Raw genomic sequence first — 18,324 nt, forward strand, 5'->3', positions numbered from 1 at the left:
CCGTGGAGGCGGGGTGTCGATGATCGAGCGGCGGAAGTTCTTGGCGCTGACTGTCTTCGGTATCGCGGCCGGTGCCGCGGGATGTGGTCGCGACGCGGATCGGGTGCGGTTGGCTTCGGGCGAGGTCGGCGGCTTCTATCATGCCTTCGCGCAGCTGCTCGCGGCCGTCGCCGCGGAGGCGGGGACGGTGCGGATCGAACCGGTGCCGACAGCCGGGTCGCAGGAGAATCTGGCGATGTTGGCCAGTGGAGAGGTGAATGCCGCTCTGGCGCTTGCGGATTCGGTGCGGGACGAGCGGGAGCCGATGCTGGCGCTCGGACGGGTCTACGAGAACTATCTGCAGCTGGCTGTGCAAAAGGATGGGCCGATCCAGCAGGTCACCGATCTGCGCGGGGCCCGAGTCAACCTCGGCGCCGCCGGATCCGGTGCGGCGGTGACCGGTGAGCGGCTGCTGTGGGCAGCGGGCTTGAATCCGGATGTGGACGTGGACATCTCGCATCGACCGTTGCGAGATGCGGTGGCGGGCGTGGAATCCGGTGAGCTGGACGCGCTGCTATGGGCCGGGGGCGTACCCACCGGCGTGCTCGACGTTCCGCAGCAGCTTCGACTCGTCGAACTCGGCGACCTGGCAGCGCCGATGCGCGAACGCTTCGGACACCTCTACGACCTGGTCGTGATTCCCGCCGACGCCTACGAGGGTGGTCGGGCGGTGCACACGGTCGGCGTGGCGAACCTGCTGCTCGCGGCACCGAGTATGTCGGATGCCGCGGCCGGGGCGATCGTCAATCTCCTGGTCTCCCGCGCGGACCGGCTGGTCCCCGCGGAGGCGGCGGGCACACAGTTCCTGGACACCCGCCAGCTCATCGGCACCGATTCGGTCCCCTTGCATCCGGGTGCGGCGGCCGTCTACCGGCGACGACACGGCTGACGGTCAGGAACGGACCAGGCGGGCGATGGCGTCGGTGGCCTCTTTGATCTTGGCGTCGGCTTCGGGACCACCGGTGACCGCCGCGTCGACGACGCAGTGGCTGATGTGGTCTTCCAGCAGGCCCATCGCCACGGCCTGCAGCGCCTTGGTCATCGCGGAGACCTGGGTGAGGATGTCGATGCAGTACTTCTCTTCCTCGACCATGCGCTGCAGGCCGCGGGCCTGGCCCTCGATCCGGCGCAGGCGCTTGAGGTAGTCGTCCTTGGCGGTGATGTAGCCATGACTGGCATGATCGGGCGCGGCGTGGTCGTGGGTGGTCGTGCCCTCGGCCGCGGTGTCGTTGTGCGACGGGGTGGATGTCACCGACTGTCTCCTCGCTGCTTGCCGGATGCTCCGGCCTGGTCTAATACCCCCCTAGGGTACAGTTCTAGGCGAGAATTGTCAGGTCGGCGTGCTCTCGGCCACGTCGGCTGTCCGCGTGCGGGTCCGATGTTCGGCGCCGCTGCGACCCGACTCAGGCCATGATGACCGCAGGTCCAGTTGGTCAGATGTGGACCGGCCTGGCGGGAATCAGGGGCGGACGAGAGAATCTATGCATGAGTGTGGATATTCGGCCCGCGCTGGCCGTGATCGGCGGTAGTGGCTTTTACGACTTCTTCGATAACGAGGCGACGTCCGTCGAGGTCGACACGCCCTATGGCAAGCCGAGCGCGCCGATCGCGATCGGCGAGGTGGAGGGTCGCTCGGTAGCCTTCCTGCCCCGGCACGGCAAACAGCACGAGTACGCACCGCATTCGCTGCCGTATCAGGCCAACATGTGGGCGCTGCGCTCGATCGGGGTGCGGCGGATCTTCGCGCCGTGCGCGGTCGGCAGCCTGCGCGCGGACTGGGGGCCGGGCACCGTCGCGGTGCCGGATCAGCTGGTCGACCGGACCTCCGGCCGTCCACAGACCTACTTCGAGGGCAGCGGCGTGCACGTCTCCTTCGCCGACCCGTACTGCGACGAACTGCGTGCCGCGGCAGCGAAATCCGCGACCGACGTGCTGCCGATGAAGCCCGCGGGCACCATGGTCGTCGTGCAGGGCCCGCGCTTCTCCACCCGGGCCGAGAGCCGCTGGTTCGCCGCACAGGGCTGGGAACTGGTCAATATGACCGGGCATCCCGAGGCAGTGCTCGCCCGCGAACTCGAAATGTGCTATGCCGCAGTCGCGCTGGTGACCGATCTGGACGCGGGCCTGGAGGAGGGCGCCGGCGTGCACGCGGTCGACGTCTTCGCCGAGTTCAAGAAGAACCTCGGCCCGTTCAAGGAACTGATCCGCCGCTCGGTCTCGGCGGTCACCGGAACCGAAACTTGCGATCGCTGCCGTGTCCACGCGGGAGTGTCGCTGCCGTTCGAACTACCCTGATTGCTATGCGTGTGCTGGTCACCGGCGCGGCCGGGCTCATCGGGTCGAGGCTGCGGCGGGCGTTGGCCGCTGCCGGGCATGAGGTTGTCGGTATCGATGTACTGGTCGACAGGGTGCATGGGCCGAATGCGAAAGTGCCGGACGGTGTTTCGCAGGTGGACGTGCGCGATGCCGATGCCATCGAGCCGCTGCTGCGCGGTATCGATACCGTCTGCCATCTCGCTGCCGTGACCTCCGGGCCCGAATCGGCGGTGTTCGCCACGCACAACGATCTGGGGACGGCGGTGCTGCTCGATGCGATGGGGCGGGCGAAGGTTCGGCATCTGGTGCTCGCCTCGTCGATCGTGGTGTACGGCGAGGGGCGCTATCGCGGGATGAACAGCGGGCCGTTCTTCCCGGGCCTGCGGCGGCGCGCCGACCTGGACCGGGGCATGTTCGACCACCTGGCGCCGCGCACCGGTGAACTGCTCACCTGGGAGCCGGTCACCGAGGATGCGCCGCTGCGTCCGCGCGGCTTCTACGCGGCGAGCAAGTTGGCGCAGGAAAATTATGCGTTAGCTTGGGGTTTGGCCACCGGCGCGGCGGTCACGGCACTGCGATGCCACAACGGGTACGGCCCGGGCACCCGCTCGGGATTCATCGGAAAGTTCCTCGCCGCACTGGAACAGGGCCGCCCACCCCTGGTGGACGAGGACGGCGGGCAGGTTCGCGATGTCGTACATGTGGACGACATCGTGACCGCCACCGTAGCCGCGGTCGACCGACGCCTCCCCGGTTTCGTCCCCTTGAACATCGCCTCCGGCCACCCGATCACCATGTGGGAGGTCGCCTCCATCATGGCCAAGTCCCGCGGCGGCGCAGACCCCGTGGTAACCGGCCGCTACCTACTGGCCGACGCCCGTCACATCGTCGCCGACCCCGAACGAGCAAGGCACGCACTGGGTTTCACGGCTCAAATCCCACCCGCACAGGGTTTGGCCCAACTCGCGGCCCCCACAGTGGAGGCAACCACACCCGAACGCCGCCCGGAATCCGCTCCACTACATGTGCGGGTTGCCCCGAAGGCAGCCGCGAACACACCGGGCCCACATCGGCTGGACGCTCCCACGCGCGGCGAGCAAACTGTTGCGCCACACCCTAAGTCTCCAGCGGAATCCCCCGGATCGAGACCTGCGGCGGGAGCCGGTGCGCCACTGGCGGCGGCCGGACCGGGGGCGGGTGTTACGCCGCTGCTTGAAACCGGATTCCGGGGAGCTGAGGCCGCTGGGCAGCCCGAGGTGCGAGCGTCGCAGGATGAAGTGGGTCCGCCCAGGTCGGAATCCCCTGCGCCGTAGGCCGAGACGGCTGGGTGAGGTTCGTATCGGAGCGAGACCTTGGGCGCGAGCCGCTGCGCCAGTGGAAGCACTGGAGAAGTCCTCCGGCGGCGACTCATCGATTACCTGACGCCCGGCACGCGGTGCTGGGCTGGGTGACCCGGCTCGAGCAGGAGTTCGATCGGGTGTCGGGCCAGGACTACGATGTCGCGTTCGGGCTACTGACCAGGTGCGAAGGCGTCGGCATGTGCGCGCGCCCACTGTTCGAAGGTATGCGGCTCGCGGCCGGTCACCTCGTGCACGGTGGGGTAGACCTGGGTTTCGTCCAACGTGCCGTCGACGAAGAAGCTCCAGAACGCATCGACATAGTGCTGCGGCATGGTCGCCTCGAGTTCGGCGCGCGTCTGCGCATTCGTCAGCCCCTGGCAGACCAGTGGCCGGTCGAGCACCTCGGCGAGCACCGCGACCTGATCCGCGGGTACCAGTGCCCGCGGTCCGGTCAGTTCGAGGATCCGACCTGCCAGTCCGCCCGCGGTCAGGGCAACCGCCGCGACTGCCGCGATGTCGGCGGGATCGATGGCGGCGACGGGTACGTCGGGGAACTGGGCGCGGATCACATCACCCTGCGCGAGCTGCGGCAACCAGCGCAGCGCATTCGACATGAACGAGCGCGGGCGCAGGAACGTCCACGCGAGACCGGATTCCCGCACGTCCCGCTCGGCCTGGGTCATATACGCCGAGACCGCGTTGTTCATGTCCGCCAGCGCGGCGGACCCGCCCGAGAGCAGGACAACGTGCTGTACGCCTGCCTTTTTCGCGCGGGCGAGCAGGTCCGGTGTGTCCGCGTAGCCCGGCAGCAGGAACATTCCGGTGACCCCGTCCAGGGCCTCGGTCATGCTCTCCGGCTGATTCAGATCGCCGATCACACCCTCGACACCGGCGGGTAGCTGTGCGCGGGCGGGATCGCGGACCAGCGCGCGCACTGCGTCGCCGGAATTGCTCAGTGCCGCAACCAGTTCGGTGCCGATATTGCCCGTCGCGCCGGTTATCAGGATCATGTTCGCTCCTCCAGGTTGCACTCTGTTCGGTCGACTCGTCCATCATGCGAAATCGTCGCAGCGGCGTCTCCCCATCTCAGGTAAACATGCCGGAATGGTCGGCGGATATCGACCGAATCGAGATCGCCGCGCCTGCTTCGACCGTACCGGCGCTGCACAGCGTTAGGCTCGCGCAGTGGATACCCCGCTACGGCTAGAGGTCATCGTGGCCAGTACGCGCCCGGAGCGATTCGCTCCGGTGGTCGCCGATTGGTTCCTGCGCACGGTCCGGGCGCGCCCCGAATTCGATACCGGCGTCATCGATCTCATCACCACCCCGCTGCCGACGGACCTCGCCTTCACTACCGACGTAGCCGCCTACCGCCAGCGTCTGGCCGCCGCCGATGCCTTCGTCGCGATCACCTCGGAATACAACCACGGCTACCCGGCCTCGCTGAAAACCGCCTTCGACAACGCGAAACACGAATGGCGCGCCAAGCCCATCGGTTTCGTCTCCTACGGCGGACTCTCCGGCGGCCTGCGCGCCGTCGAACAACTGCGCCAGGTGGTCGCCGAAATCCACATGGTCTCCATCCGCGAAACCGTCAGTTTCCACCAGGCCAAGAAACAATTCGACGAAGCAGGCAATACCCAGGACGGCGCCGCCATCGACGCCGCCGAACGCCTGATCCGCCAACTAGCCTGGTGGGCAAGAACTCTGCGCGAAGCCCGCACCACCAACCCCTACCCGGGCTGATCGGGACTGTCTGAAAAATCTGACACCCCCGGCTGATACCGCCCTCTTTGCACCAGGTGCGACGTTGTCCAGCCGGCAGGCGGGAAAGGCTACTGCGGGCTCCCTGCCATTGCGCGGCGGCCGCGCGGGTGGCCGATGTAGGTGGCCTCGCGCGGAATGGAGACCAGGGTCAGGTCGACTTGCGCTGTGCCGGTGCGCAGTACGACGTGGTTGCCGATGGCGCTGGGCTGATGGATCGACAGGTCCGGCCGGGTTGCGGGCCAACCCATCGGATCACCGGTCACATAGATCGTTGTGACACCGGCGTGCGGCGCGGGGGCGAGTACTCCGTCGACCACGGTCGCGGTGAATCCGGCGTCGGATTGATGCGTTTCCACCGCGATCTGCAGCCGTTCCGGGTTGCTGATGGTGGTCACCAGGGTTTCCCAGGCGTGCGCGCGATCGGTGCGGATCAGGATCCGCTCGCCGACCGCCAGCGCGCGGAATACCAACTGCTGGGCCAGATACAGCTCACCGGCCACGTACACCGTCGAGATACCGGTGCCGACGATGCGGACCGCGACACCCTGGCCCTCGTCGTCCGAGCCGATCAGCTGACCACAGCCCGAGGACGGCAGGTGCAGTGCCGCGATCACATCGATCGGATATTCGGTCACCGGGACCGCGTCGTCGAGTTCGGGTATGGCGAGCGGCAGATGCGCGAGCAGTCCGTCGCGGTGTCGTCCGTTCATCGAGATCAGACCCTTGAGCTTGGTGCGCTCGGGCAGCTCCCGCGCGGTCAGCCGCCAGGCGGCGCCGATGCTCACCGCTTCGGCCGAACTGCCGGGGCGCAGCCGCACCGCGACCGTGGTGCCGCGCGATGGCGCGACCCACAGTTGCGAGAGCAGATCCGAGCCGAGCCGCTTCGGGTCGACGGCGCTGCCGATGTTCACGCTGTTGCCGATTTCGGCGTAGCGCCAGCGGTGGGTCAGCGTGCGTGGGTCGTAGCCCTGCGTGATCTGCAGGACGGCCTTGCGAATCTCGGGCGCGGTGAGGATGCGGGCGCTGCAGTCGGCGTCCTCGAGGGTACGCATGATGCGTTGTGTCGCAATGGTTACCGCGCGTGAGGCGCCCTCGCTGCCGCCGCCGCGCCGGGCCGCCGCCTCGGGGCAGGCGATCGCGTCGAAGCTGATGGCGAGCCAGACATTGCGGTGCGCGGTGGCGGGCAGCGGGCCGAGCAGCGATTCGTAGATCTTGCCAGCGGGCGTGCCGGAGCGGCTGCGGTGTCCGTGGCTGATGATGTCGATGCCGCTGAGCAGGATGTCGTGCTGGTTCAGGCATTTGGCCAGTTCCGGCAGCGGCAGCAGATGCGAGGCGTGCACGGTGGTGCGGGCGATCCGGGTCAGCCCGCCCTTGGGGGCGAGCACCTCGACGACCGTGACGACTCGGGTGCCGTCCCAATACAGGCCGAGCGAACGGCCGTCGGAGCCACGGAAGTCGACGGTGTCGCCGATCTCGTAGTCACTGCGGGTCAGATAGCGCCACCAGGTAGCGATCCAGTCCAGGATGGTGCGCTTGGCGATCGGGATCAACGGCAGCAGTCCGGCGATCACCGCGACGCCGAGCGCGGGCCACGCACCCAATCCGGCGAACAATGCGAGCAGTCCGGCCGCGAGCCCGATCACCTGCGCGATCAGCAGATTTCGCAGCGAGATGCGCCCCAGCAACGGGCGTGGTCCCGCACCGGCTTGTTCGGCCATCGTCGTCCCCCAAGTACCCGGTAACGGCCGTTTCATATCGGCCGAGCTGAACATTAGTCCTCGGGAACTGTACTGTGTTCCGCGAACGCGAGCATTGTTCGGGGAGGGAAACATGCCTTCAAAACCCACTACACGCTGGCAGGTGAGCGGCTACCGCTTTCTGGTCCGGCGGATGGAACACGCCCTGGTCCGCCGGGATGTGCGCATGCTGCACGATCCGATGCGCTCCCAGTCCCGCGCCTACGCGGCCGGGCTGATCATGGCCATCGTGGTGTTGGCGGGCTGCGGCGTGCTCGCACTGCTGCGCCCACAGGACAAGATCGGCAGCAGCAAGATTCTGATCGGCAAGGAATCCGGCGCCGTCTACGTGGTGATCAACGACGTGGTGCATCCGACGCTGAACCTGGCCTCGGCCCGGCTGGCCGCGGGGTCGCCGGAAAAGGCAAGCATCGTCAAGGAATCCGAGATCGGCAAGAAGTCGCGCGGGCAGCTGATCGGCATCCCGGGCGCGCCCTCCTCGTTGCGTTTCGACAAGGACGGCAAGGGCCGGATCTGGACGGTCTGCGATCAGTTGAAGGTCGACGGCAGCAAGGACCTGACCACCTCGGTGCTGGCCGGTCCGCTCTCGCTCGGCGAGAAAGCCTCGGTCATGGGCAAGGACCGGGCGCTGCTGGTCCAGGGCAAGGACTCGGCGTATCTGATCTACGACGGCAAGCGCGCCCGCATCGACCTCAAGGAACGCGCCGTCACCGACGCACTGAAGATCACCGGCGCGACCGCCCGGCCGATCGGCGAGGGCCTGCTCAATACGATTCCCGAAGTACTGCGGATCATTCCGCCCCACATCGATAATCCGGGTGGCTCGGTGGCCTACTCGATCAGCGGTCACCGCATCGGTGATGTGGTGCAGGTGCCCACCGAGCCCGACGTGAACTATGTGGTGCTGCGAGACGGTCTACAGCCGATCTCTCGGGTGACCGCCGAAATCATCCGCAATAGCAACCCGACCACGGCAACCAGCAGCTGGATCGAACACATCGAGCGCACCCACGCGGACATCTCGCAGGCGCTGCCGGTCGGTGACTACCCGCAGTCCGCTCCCTCGCTCATCCAGACCAAGGATGACCCCGTCAGCTGCCTGTCCTGGAAACCGCTCGCAGCGGCGGCCGAGAACAAGGACGGCGGCAGCCGCGCCGAGCTGACGGTACTCACCGGTGTGGCACTGCCGATTCCGGATAAGGCCAAGCTGGTGCCGCTAGCCCAAGCGGACGGCTCCGGCGCCAACGCCGATGCGGTCTACATCCCGCCCGGCACGGGCGCATTCGTCCAGACCACCGGCATCGAACCCGACAGTCGCCGCAAGGACAGCAAGTTCTACATCGCCGACACCGGCGTCCGCTACGGCATCAAGGACGCCGATGCCGAGAAGGCGCTCGGTATGGACACCGATTCGGGGACGAAACCCGAACCCGCGCCGTGGCCGATCATCGGCCTGCTCGCGGCGGGTCCGAGCCTGGCCCGCGCCGACGCGATGGTCGCCCACGACGGCGTCGCCGCAGACCCCTCACCGTCGAAATCGCCTGTCGCCTCGCAGAACTGAGGAACGCGGGGACACCTCATCTCGGCCGCAACCGTCGACAAGACGTGCGGCGGTGTTCACCTCGGCTGGTGATCCGGATCGGACGATGTGACATCTGCGGTGCGCAGAGCGGCGACTTCCACGCGCAGCGCACGGATCTCGTCGATCAGGACACTGACTTCGCGGTCGGTCGCCTCGGTGACGGCCTCTACATTCTTCAGCTGATCCATCACCCAACTGGTCGTGGTGCCGATGGCGAAGCTGATCAGGCCGATGCCGAGAGTCATCAGGATCAGCGCGATCAGGCGGCCGTGCACGGTTACCGGATATACGTCGCCGTAGCCGACCGTGGTCACCGACACCATCGACCACCACAGCGCATCGCCGAAGTTGTGGATCTTACTGTCCGGAGCGCCGTATTCGGCGTCGAAGAACGCCAGACTGCACAGCACCAGCGTGAGCGCCGAACTGGTACCGACGAAGATCGCCAGCCGGGCGCGGGTGACCCGGTTGCGGTTGAGGGTGTCGAGCACCAGCAGCGCCGCCCGCAGCAGCCGCACCGGCCGGAACGGCGGCAACAGCACGATCAGCAATTCCAGCGGGTGGGTGCGCACGAACCGCCAGCGATCGGTGGACAGCCAGGTTCGCACGCCGAAGTCCGCCGCGAACGCCACCCAGATGGCGATGTCGACCCGTTCGAGCCAGGCATCGAGTCGCGGTGACGCCCCGGTATCGAGCACGTGCCAGGCGTAGACGCCGATGAAGAGTACGGCCAGCGCCAGCATCGGGATACCGGTCGCGCGTTCCCAGGCTTGTCTACGGCTCGGTGGTGTTTGGGTTGTGCTCGTTTGAACCACGGGAACTACCTGCTGTATCGATCGGGTGCGACACCCTATGTACCGCCGTTTGCCCCGACGACGCTACATATCGTCCGAGTGGACGCCGAACCGGCGGCGGATCGGGAACGAGGCGAGGTAGCCGAGAATCAGTAGGGCGCCGATGATCCCGGTGCCGATCAGCGCGACATTGCGGGCCCGATTGTCCGGCGGCGGTGTCGGCGCGGGCACCGCGAGCTGGGCGCTCTTGGCGGGGCTCGGTCGCTTGGGCGGCAGCGGTGGGCTGCTGCTCACCTCATCGGTCAACGCCGCGACCGGGTCGACCGCGCCGTAACCGATATACGGACTCCACCCCTCGGCGGGCGCGTGCGCGGTGGCCTGCATGCGCTTGACCACATCCAGCGCGCTCATCTCGGGAAAGCGGGCCCGCACGAGCGCGACCACGCCGGAGACCAGCGGCGTCGCGAAGCTGGTTCCGCTCATCGCCTGTTGCTGCCCTTGCTGATTCACGGTTCCGGTGGCGGTGCCGGTGCCGCGCGGGTCCAGCGAGACCATGTTCTCGCCCGGCGCGGCCACACTCACCCACGGGCCGGGCACGGTGAACTTCGACGGCGCGCCGTTCGAATCGATCGAACCGACCGAGAGCACATAGTCGTCCCAGCGCGCCGGGCTCACATTGACCCTGACGTTGCTCCACGGATCGGCGGACGGACGCAGCGGATCGATGATCTGCTGCTCGGTCTTGCAGGAGCCGTCCTGGTTGCCCGCGGCGACGACCACGACCACGTTCTTCTCCAGGGTCGCGTATCGCACTGCCGCACCGATGGATCCGTCCACATCATTGGATGAGCCGCACCACACCTCGGAGATATTGATGACGTTGACACCCGCGTCGGCCGCGCGCCGGATCGCCGATGCCATGGTGGCCAGATTGCCGTAGCCCTCGGGCAGGTCGTCGGGATTGCGTTCCCTGGCCCGGCCTTCCTTCTGATACATCTTGCTGGTCTGGCGGATGGTCATGATGCGCGCTTCCGGCGCGACGCCGGAGAAGCCCTGACCGTCCACCTTCGACGCGGCGATCAGGCCGGCGACGAAGGTGCCGTGCCCGTCGCAGTCCTCGGTGCCGTCGCCCGAGTTCGCCACGAAATCTCCACCGGCGATCAGACCGGGCAATCGAGGATGCCGCGCGACACCGGTGTCGATGACCGCGATCGTCTGGCCTTCGCCCTTCGAGAACCGCCAGGCGCTGTCCAGATCGAGCGAGCGCTGCGCGGTCGGGATGGTCGCGCCCGCACCGCCGGAGACGGTATTCGAGCAGTCGGAATTCGCTGGCCGCTCGGTCTTTTCGGGCGGTGCCGCCGGATCGCCCGCGGGCAGTAGACCCGGATTCACCGCGGGCGGGTGATCCGCCGAAGCGGCACCCGCGCCCAATCCCAACGATGCGCTCATGCCCAACGCCACGGCCGCCGCCGCGACGCGCAGGTGCGGCTTCACAGCCCGCGAACGAGGGAGTAGAGCGAGGCCACCCAGAACACCAGCGGCAGCACGGCGGCCACGAACGCGTACTCGAGCAGTTCCACGCCGCGGCGCATCGGCGGCGTCGCGGACTGGTTCGGAATGATGATGCCGAGGATCAGTGCCGCGATCAGCACGACCATCGCCGCCCCGAATACCGCCAGCGGCTGCTCCATACCGATGGCCACGCCGACCATCATGATCAGCACGATCGACGCGCCGCCCGCGATCAACACCACGGCCTGCTCCGCGCCCGCGTAGGTGCGGCTGCGGAACATCAGCACCGCGGCGGTGACCAGCGCCAGCGCGATGCCGGGCCAGTACGGATCGTCCGCGCCCGGATCGGTGCCCGCCAGCGCGCCCGCGACCGAGAGCAGCGTTGTCGCCGAGACCAGTCCGGCCAGGTACATGCGGGCCCGCTCCGACCTCACCCGCAGCGCGTCCATGGTCGGCAGCGCGCGGTGATCGTCCGGATCGTCCTCGGTCGGATCGATCGGGGTGCCGGGGGAGGGCACCGGCGGCAGCGGCAGCGCCGCCAGCAGCATCGAAACCCGCGGTGCGAGTGACAGACCCGCGAGGCCGAGCGCGGCGACGACGGCACCGATGGCCTTCTCCGGCTGTGCGGTGAGCGTCCCGACCAGTGCGGCCGGGACGGCATACACCGCGAGTGTGGCCGCGCCGATGAACAGCGCAAGCCCGACCCCGGTGACGCGCCACGCGAGAATCGCTGTCGCGCCGACCAATACCGAACCGAGCAGCAGGTGCGCCCAGCCGTAATCGTCTGGCACATAGAGCATTCCGGCGGTGAACGCGGCGGGCAGCGCACAGCCGCCGAGCACCAGCGCGGTCGAGGTGTCGCTGTACATCCGGCTGAGCACCATGCCCGCGACCACCAGCAGGATCGCCACGGTCAGCGCGAGCGAACCGCTCACCCACCCCGGCAGCGCGTCCTTGGACAGCAGCAGACCCAGGCAGCCGACGACCATGGTGAGCGCGGCGAGCACCGAGCCGGTGATCCGCGCGACCTTCGGGGTCCAGCTGCGGTAGTGATCGGCGTCGGCGATCGCGACGTTGTACATGATGTCGTCGAACAGCGGCGTCGGCGCGGTGTGCGAGGCGCTCTCGAGCATGAGCAGCTCGCCATCGCGCACACCGTGCTCGCCGAGGCTCAGTGAATTGGAGAACGGCGGATGGCCGATGCGGGCCAGCACCCATTCAGCTGGCTCGTAACGCTCGCCCTCGTTGTCGAAGTCGTTGGTGCGGCTGTGTTGAGCGACCATATCGACGACACTCGGGATCACCAGCGCGACCGGCACATCCACCGGAATCGCCATATCCACCTGAGTGTGCTTGGCAAGAATCGTGACCCGCGCAAGGTCGGGCGCACGGACGATGCCGCGCGAGGATTCTTCGTCGATATGGTCAAGTCGCGCGTGCGTCAAGCTTCCCCCAACTCGGTCTCTACCTCGTATTTCCGCGTTCCGGGAACCAGGGGGCCGAGCTTGCGAACCCACCGTTCGGGCAGCAGAATGCTGGTCGAACTGTACGACATGTCAGCTGTGCCCTCTACACTGAGGCCGAAAAAGTGCAGCTTGTGAAGAGGGGGATCTCGTTCCATGAGTACTGTCCGGTTCCAGCGCCGTGCGCGTCGCGAGATGCCACGCTCGCCTGGTGGCGAGGTCACCCTGCAGCCGCCGCCCGAGATCCCACGCGTCACACCGGGCAGTCTCGTTTCGAAGTTGATGCCGGTCGTGATGGTCGTCGGCATGGTCGGCATGATGGCGCTGCTGTTCACCCAGGGCGGCAGTATCGCGTCGAACCCGATGAGCATGATGTTCCCGATGATGATGGTCGTTTCCATGGTCGGCATGTTCGCCGGTCAGGGCGGCGGCAAGGGACAGAAGGCGGCCGAGGCGAACGAGGATCGCAAGGACTACCTGCGCTACCTCGATCAGGTCCGCAAGGACGTGGACCAGACGGCCACGCAGCAGCGCGCCTCCGTCGAATGGAGCCACCCGGAGCCGGCGCTGATCTGGATGCTGGCCGGAACTTCCCGTATGTGGGAACGTCGCGCCGGGGACAAGGATTTCTGCCACGCCCGCATCGGTATCGGCGGGCAGCGCTTGGCAACCCGCTTGGTCGCGCCGGAGACCGGTCCGGTCGAGGAGTTGGAGCCGATCGCGGCAGTCTCGCTGCGCCGCTTCGTGCGCGCGCATTCGACCGTGCCGGATCTGCCGACCGCCATCGCGGTCAAGGGCTTCGCGACCATCGCGCTGGACGGCGATCGCGTCGAGGCCCGGGATATGACGCGCGCAATGCTGTTGCAGCTGTGCATGTTCCAGGCGCCGGACCAGGTCCTGATCGCCGTCGTCTGCGGTCCGGACACCGCGCGCGAGTGGGAGTGGACCAAATGGCTGCCGCACACCCAGCATCCGGACGCGCAGGACGGCATCGGCACCCAGCGCATGTTCTACGGCTCGATCCGGGAGGCCAGCGCGGGCCTGCATCCATTGCTGGCCAACCGCGTTCGCTACTCCCGTAACCAGCCCGCCAACGCGAATCTGGTGCATATCGTCATCGTCGTCGACGGTGGCCTGCTCGAGGCCGAAGAAGACCAACTGCGCGAATCCGGCTACGAGGGCGTCACCATCATCGACTTGTGCGGTTACGCACCGCGTTTGGCCGTTTCGCGCGGTATCAAGATGGTTGTCGAAAACGGTGAATGCGTCGGCCGAGGCGCCACCGGCAACCAGGAACGCTTCGCCCTCATCGACCGGATCAGCCCGCAGCAGGCCCAGCAGGTCGCGCGCCGACTCGCGCCGTATCGCGCCGCGACCCAGCGCAGCAGCGACGTCGAGAACGACGACTCCGAAGTGATCTCGACCTGGACCCAGCTGATGAAGCTCGGCGATATCGGTACCTTCAACCCCGAACACGCCTGGCGTCCGCGCTACGGCCGCGAGCGTCTGCGCGTGCCATTCGGTGTCGGCGCCGACGGTGCGCCCATCGAACTCGACATCAAGGAAGCCGCCGAGAGCGGTATGGGCCCGCACGGATTGTGCATCGGCGCAACCGGTTCCGGTAAGTCGGAATTCCTGCGCACCCTGGTGCTCAGCCTGCTGGCCACGCACTCCCCGGACCAGCTGAACCTGGTCCTGGTCGACTTCAAGGGTGGCGCGACCTTCCTCGGTCTGGACGGTGTGCCGCACGTCGCGGCCGTCATCACCAACCTGGAAGAGGAAGCCGACCTCGTCGACCGTATGCGCGACGCCCTGGCCGGTGAGATGAACCGCCGCCAGGAAGTGCTGCGCCAGGCGGGCAACTTCGCCAACGTGTCCGAATACGAGAAGGCCCGCGCCGCAGGCGCCGATCTCGATCCGCTGCCCGCGCTGTTCGTGGTGCTCGACGAGTTCTCCGAATTGCTCACCCAGCACCCGGATTTCGCCGAACTGTTCGTGATGATCGGCCGCCTCGGCCGCTCGCTGCACGTGCACCTGCTGCTGGCCTCGCAGCGCCTCGAAGAGGGCAAGCTGAAGGGCCTGGAGAGCCACCTGTCCTACCGCATCGGCCTGAAGACCTTCTCCGCCAACGAATCCCGCCAGGTCCTCGGCGTCCCCGACGCCTACAACCTGCCCGGCACCCCCGGCGGCGGTTACCTCAAGTCCGACTCCGGTGAGATCCAGCGCTTCCAGGCCGCCTACGTCTCCGGCCCCTACGTCGGCGGCGGCTCCCAGCGCGAGGTCACCCAGGCCGGTGTCGCCGGCGGCGAAATCGACGTCAAGGCACGCGCTTTCACCGCGACCCACGTCGACTTCCGCCCCGTCGACCGGATCCCGCTTCCGTCCGAGCCGTCGCACGATCCGGAGCCGCAGTCCGAAGACGGCGAACAGATCTCCAACCTCAATATGCTGGCCTCGCGCATTCGCAGTCACGGTCGCCCGGCCCACGAGATCTGGCTCCCGCCGCTGGAGGAGGCCCCCACCCTCGACCAGCTCATCCCGCGCAGCGTGCTCACCGGCGAATACTCCGCCGTCGCCACCCTGCGCGCCCCCATGGGCATCGTCGACCGCCCCTACGACCAGCGCCGCGACCCGTTCGTCGTCGACCTGTCGGGCTCGCGCGGCAATGTCGCGATCGTCGGCGGCCCGCAGTCGGGCAAGTCGACCGCACTGCGCACGATGATCATGGCGCTCTCGCTCACCCACACCGCCGAACAGGTGCAGTTCTACTGCCTCGACTTCGGTGGCGGCACCATGGCCAGCCTGGAAGGTCTGCCCCATGTGGGCTCGGTGGCCAGCCGTCTGGACGAGGACAAGGTCCGCCGCACGGTCGCCGAGATGACCACCATCGTCCGTCAGCGCGAGGCCCGCTTCCGTCAACTCGGCATCGAATCGATGACCGAGTTCCGCCGCCTGCGTGCCATGGACCCGGCCAGCAGCCCCGGCGCCGCTGGCGCACATGAGGATCCGTTCGGCGATGTCTTCCTGGTGATCGATGGATTCAGCTCGATCCGCCAGGACTTCGAGACACTCGAGCAGCCCATCATGAACCTTGGTGTGCAAGGCCTTTCTTACGGTGTGCACGTCGTTATCGCTCTCAACCGCTGGGCTGAGGCGCGACCCGCCCTCAAGGACCAGGTCGGCACCCGCATCGAGCTCAGGCTCGGTGACCCGATGGATTCGGATCTGGGCCGCAAGTTTGCCCAGTTGGTTCCGCAGGGGCGTCCGGGGCGCGGTATGACACCCGAATGCCTGCATATGCTGACCGGCCTGCCGCGGATCGATGGCAGTGCCGATCAGGCGACCCTGGGTCGGTCGGTTTCCGAAGCGGTCGCGACAATCGCCCGCTTGACACCGGGACGGTCTGCACCGGCGGCCCGTATGCTTCCGGAGTTGCTGCCGCGCGAGCAGTTGCTGCAGGCTGCCGACAATTGGCCATCGCAGCTTCCGCGGGGCGTCAAGTGCATGCGAATCCCGGTTGGTATCAACGAATCCGAGCTGGCACCGGTCTATCTAGACTTCGCCGAGAGCCCGCACTTCATAATCATCGGTGATAGCGAGACCGGTAAGACAACCTTGCTGCGGTCGATCATCGAGGGGATCGCCGCGTCGAATACCCCGAACGAGGCACGATTCATTCTGGGTGACTACCGGCGAACGATGCTCGGACTGGTGCCAGACGGTTACCTCGCCGGATATGGTTCCACCGCACCGCAATTCACTCAGAACATGGCGGATCTTGCCGCCTATGTCGCCCAGCGGACGCCGGGGCCCGATGTGACGCCGCAGCAACTGCGGAACCGCTCATGGTGGAGTGGCCCGGAGCTCTATGTCATCGTCGATGACTACGACCTGGTCGCCTCATCCTCTGGCAACCCGGTTTCCGCCCTTGTGGATCATCTGCCCCACGCCAGGGATCTCGGGTTCCACGTAATTATCGCGCGGCGGTCAGGCGGCGCGAGCCGTGCGATGTACGAGGCAACGGTCGCTCGAATGAAGGACCTTGGATCGGCAGGTTTGATTCTGAGCTGCAGTAGGGACGAAGGTGTGCTGATGGGTACCACCCGCCCCGGCCCGAAGCCGCCCGGGCGTGGCACCTACGTCACACGAAACAGCGAAGGCCTGATTCAGCTCGCGTGGATGCCTCCGGCGGAGTGATGCCGACAGTCGTTTTGGTGTTGACCGACGCCCGCGTCTGGGCGCGTAGCTCTGCCACACATTGGGATGCGCCGCCGTCGGTGGTCTTGGGCAGTAATGGGGATCTTGTTGTCGGAGAACCGCTTACGCCGCCGACGCAGGTCATCTCCGCAGTGCAGTTTGTCGGCGCCGACCGGATCGCGCTACTGCCGCGTGTGCCGAGCATCGCCGAGGCAACCGTCGCGGTCGTCGGCACCGCGTTACAAAACCTCGGTATCCCTCTCCCATGCGGCCAGGTCACCGTGGTTTGCCCGACGGAATGGGGCAGTCGGCGCCGAGCCGTAATCGACAATGCGGTGCGCCGCTTCGCCGCTGATGTCGTATTCGAGGACATGGCGATTCGCGCGGTGGTCGCCGATGCCGGGGCCGGCCGTAGCAGGCGCACGGTCGTCCTGGAGTTCGGCCCACTCTCGACCACCGCTACCGCGGTGGTCCGGAGCCACCAGGGCATCCACATCGAATCCTGCGAGCACGAACCGAATCTCGCGGTAGCCGACTTCGAGCCGGACTCGAACGGTCCCGCGGAATTGTCCGCGCTCGTGGATCGGCTGCTCGCGGGCCAACCCGCCGATGTCGTGCAGGCAGTGGGTATTGCCGATCCCGCGAAACTGGATGTGATCAGATCGGTGGCGCTGCAGCTCTGCGGACCCGACGTCGAACTCCGTCCGATGGCCGGCGCCGATCTGGTGCGGGGACCGCAGCAGGAACCGGTGTACCAGCCCGAAGTCGCGCCACTGCCGACCATGGAATGGATGCAGCCGCTGCGTCAACGAGCAGCGGCGATGCAGCCGCCCGGCCGTAATACGAAGGCCTACGTCCTCGCTGGCGTTGCGACGGGCGTGGTTGTCGCGGCGGCCGTCGTCGGCGCGGTATTCGGATTCGGTGGCTCGGAGGAGAGTCCTGCCGTCTCATCAACGGGCACAACTGTGGTCGCCGGCACCACACCGCCGCCGGTAAGCGCGTCGCCGTCGTCAGCGCCCACTTCGTCAATGGAAACCTTTGGGCGCCTGCGGTTTCAGATTCTCGCTGGGTGGCGTCTCGCGCAGACACCCGATCCGAGCAAGCCGCGGGTCGACGTGGTCCCATCGGACGGAACTCGCATGCGCATTACCGTGATTCAGACTTCGGTCGCGCCCGGTACCGGATACGAACAAGTCGCGGCCAATCTGGAAGCCCAGATGAAGCAGCGACCGAATGGAACCGTGAGTGAGCTGAAGCGCGACGTTGTGTTCGGGGGCAAGTCCGGTCTGTCGTACACCGAGCAGCCTGGAGATGGGTCAACCGTGCGCTGGCATGTGCTGGTGGAGCACGGGCTTCAGGTCAGCACTGGATGTCAGTACTTCGGCGGCTGGGAATCGATCGCGCAGGCCTGCGAGCAGTTCGCGGCATCCGTGCAGGTGACGGCATAGACAATCGCCGCAGCGGGGCTCAGCGCGTCCGGTGCAGATGGTTCCCGGGGTTACCTCCTACCGAACAGAAACCATTCGTGCCCCTGGCGGATCCGCCAGGGGCACGAAT

12 protein-coding genes and 1 pseudogene are annotated in these 18,324 nt (G+C 67.1%); 7 read left to right on the top strand and 6 right to left on the bottom strand.

The window, feature by feature from the left end:
- Positions 1-19 precede the first annotated feature (19 nt).
- The gene (locus OG874_RS40475) at positions 20-928 is read left to right on the top strand and encodes a TAXI family TRAP transporter solute-binding subunit (protein WP_442943475.1); all 909 of its coding nucleotides are present in this window, start codon (positions 20-22) and stop codon (positions 926-928) included.
- Between the two features lie 3 nt (positions 929-931).
- On the opposite strand, the gene OG874_RS40480 is transcribed toward OG874_RS40475, so the two are convergent.
- The gene (locus OG874_RS40480; protein WP_330252303.1) at positions 932-1,291 is read right to left on the bottom strand and encodes a metal-sensitive transcriptional regulator; all 360 of its coding nucleotides are present in this window, start codon (positions 1,289-1,291) and stop codon (positions 932-934) included.
- Between the two features lie 233 nt (positions 1,292-1,524).
- Here OG874_RS40480 and OG874_RS40485 point away from each other — a divergent pair, with 233 nt between their 5' ends.
- Together OG874_RS40485 and OG874_RS40490 are read left to right on the top strand one after the other, a co-directional pair.
- Entirely contained in the window at positions 1,525-2,334 is an 810-nt protein-coding gene (locus tag OG874_RS40485) for an S-methyl-5'-thioadenosine phosphorylase (protein ID WP_330252304.1), read from the top strand.
- A 5-nt stretch (positions 2,335-2,339) separates the two neighbouring features.
- Positions 2,340-3,323 (top strand): annotated as a pseudogene (locus tag OG874_RS40490) (NAD-dependent epimerase/dehydratase family protein); the annotation flags it as partial.
- Positions 3,324-3,865: 542 nt separating this feature from the next.
- Here OG874_RS40490 and OG874_RS40495 read toward each other — a convergent pair.
- Positions 3,866-4,705 carry an NAD(P)H-binding protein gene (locus OG874_RS40495; protein WP_330252305.1) on the bottom strand — a complete coding sequence of 280 codons (840 nt, stop codon included), beginning with the start codon at positions 4,703-4,705 and terminating at the stop codon, positions 3,866-3,868.
- Between the two features lie 175 nt (positions 4,706-4,880).
- Between OG874_RS40495 and OG874_RS40500 the strand changes: the two genes are divergently transcribed.
- Entirely contained in the window at positions 4,881-5,441 is a 561-nt protein-coding gene (locus tag OG874_RS40500) for an NADPH-dependent FMN reductase (RefSeq protein WP_330252306.1), read from the top strand.
- An 89-nt stretch (positions 5,442-5,530) separates the two neighbouring features.
- Here the strand turns inward: OG874_RS40500 and eccE are convergent, their stop codons facing one another.
- A complete protein-coding gene (gene eccE / locus OG874_RS40505; protein ID WP_330252307.1) occupies positions 5,531-7,180 on the bottom strand; it encodes a type VII secretion protein EccE in 1,650 nt (549 codons plus the stop codon).
- Positions 7,181-7,292: 112 nt separating this feature from the next.
- Between eccE and eccB the strand changes: the two genes are divergently transcribed.
- Positions 7,293-8,780 (top strand): type VII secretion protein EccB, encoded by a 1,488-nt coding sequence (gene eccB / locus OG874_RS40510; RefSeq protein ID WP_330252308.1) that lies wholly within the window; start codon positions 7,293-7,295, stop codon positions 8,778-8,780.
- Between the two features lie 56 nt (positions 8,781-8,836).
- On the opposite strand, the gene OG874_RS40515 is transcribed toward eccB, so the two are convergent.
- The 3 genes from OG874_RS40515 to eccD all read right to left on the bottom strand — a co-directional run bounded on the left by OG874_RS40515 (position 8,837) and on the right by eccD (position 12,552).
- Complete coding sequence (locus tag OG874_RS40515) at positions 8,837-9,616, bottom strand: potassium channel family protein (RefSeq protein WP_330252309.1); 780 nt, start codon at positions 9,614-9,616, stop codon at positions 8,837-8,839.
- Between the two features lie 63 nt (positions 9,617-9,679).
- Positions 9,680-11,044, bottom strand: a complete 1,365-nt coding sequence (gene mycP, locus OG874_RS40520) for a type VII secretion-associated serine protease mycosin (RefSeq protein ID WP_330252310.1) — start codon at positions 11,042-11,044, stop codon at positions 9,680-9,682.
- A gap of 41 nt (positions 11,045-11,085) precedes the next feature.
- Positions 11,086-12,552 carry a type VII secretion integral membrane protein EccD gene (eccD, locus tag OG874_RS40525; protein WP_330252311.1) on the bottom strand — a complete coding sequence of 489 codons (1,467 nt, stop codon included), beginning with the start codon at positions 12,550-12,552 and terminating at the stop codon, positions 11,086-11,088.
- A 174-nt stretch (positions 12,553-12,726) separates the two neighbouring features.
- Between eccD and eccCa the strand changes: the two genes are divergently transcribed.
- Complete coding sequence (gene eccCa, locus OG874_RS40530; protein WP_330252312.1) at positions 12,727-16,767, top strand: type VII secretion protein EccCa; 4,041 nt, start codon at positions 12,727-12,729, stop codon at positions 16,765-16,767.
- Positions 16,767-18,215 (top strand): type VII secretion-associated protein, encoded by a 1,449-nt coding sequence (locus tag OG874_RS40535; protein ID WP_330252313.1) that lies wholly within the window; start codon positions 16,767-16,769, stop codon positions 18,213-18,215. The genes eccCa and OG874_RS40535 overlap by 1 nt, the downstream gene beginning before the upstream one ends.
- The last annotated feature ends 109 nt before the right edge of the window (positions 18,216-18,324 follow it).

Origin of the sequence: Nocardia sp. NBC_00565, assembly GCF_036345915.1 — a bacterium.
Classification (GTDB): domain Bacteria; phylum Actinomycetota; class Actinomycetes; order Mycobacteriales; family Mycobacteriaceae; genus Nocardia.

Bases quoted from the DNA above. Each gene is read 5' to 3' on its own strand.
- eccCa (WP_330252312.1), top strand. From the start codon at position 12,727: ATGAGTACTGTCCGGTTCCAGCGCCGTGCGCGTCGCGAGATGCCACGC.
- mycP (WP_330252310.1), bottom strand. From the start codon at position 11,044: ATGAGCGCATCGTTGGGATTGGGCGCGGGTGCCGCTTCGGCGGATCAC.
- OG874_RS40485 (WP_330252304.1), top strand. From the start codon at position 1,525: ATGAGTGTGGATATTCGGCCCGCGCTGGCCGTGATCGGCGGTAGTGGC.
- OG874_RS40495 (WP_330252305.1), bottom strand. From the start codon at position 4,705: ATGATCCTGATAACCGGCGCGACGGGCAATATCGGCACCGAACTGGTT.
- eccB (WP_330252308.1), top strand. From the start codon at position 7,293: ATGCCTTCAAAACCCACTACACGCTGGCAGGTGAGCGGCTACCGCTTT.
- OG874_RS40535 (WP_330252313.1), top strand. From the start codon at position 16,767: ATGCCGACAGTCGTTTTGGTGTTGACCGACGCCCGCGTCTGGGCGCGT.
- OG874_RS40475 (WP_442943475.1), top strand. From the start codon at position 20: ATGATCGAGCGGCGGAAGTTCTTGGCGCTGACTGTCTTCGGTATCGCG.
- eccE (WP_330252307.1), bottom strand. From the start codon at position 7,180: ATGGCCGAACAAGCCGGTGCGGGACCACGCCCGTTGCTGGGGCGCATC.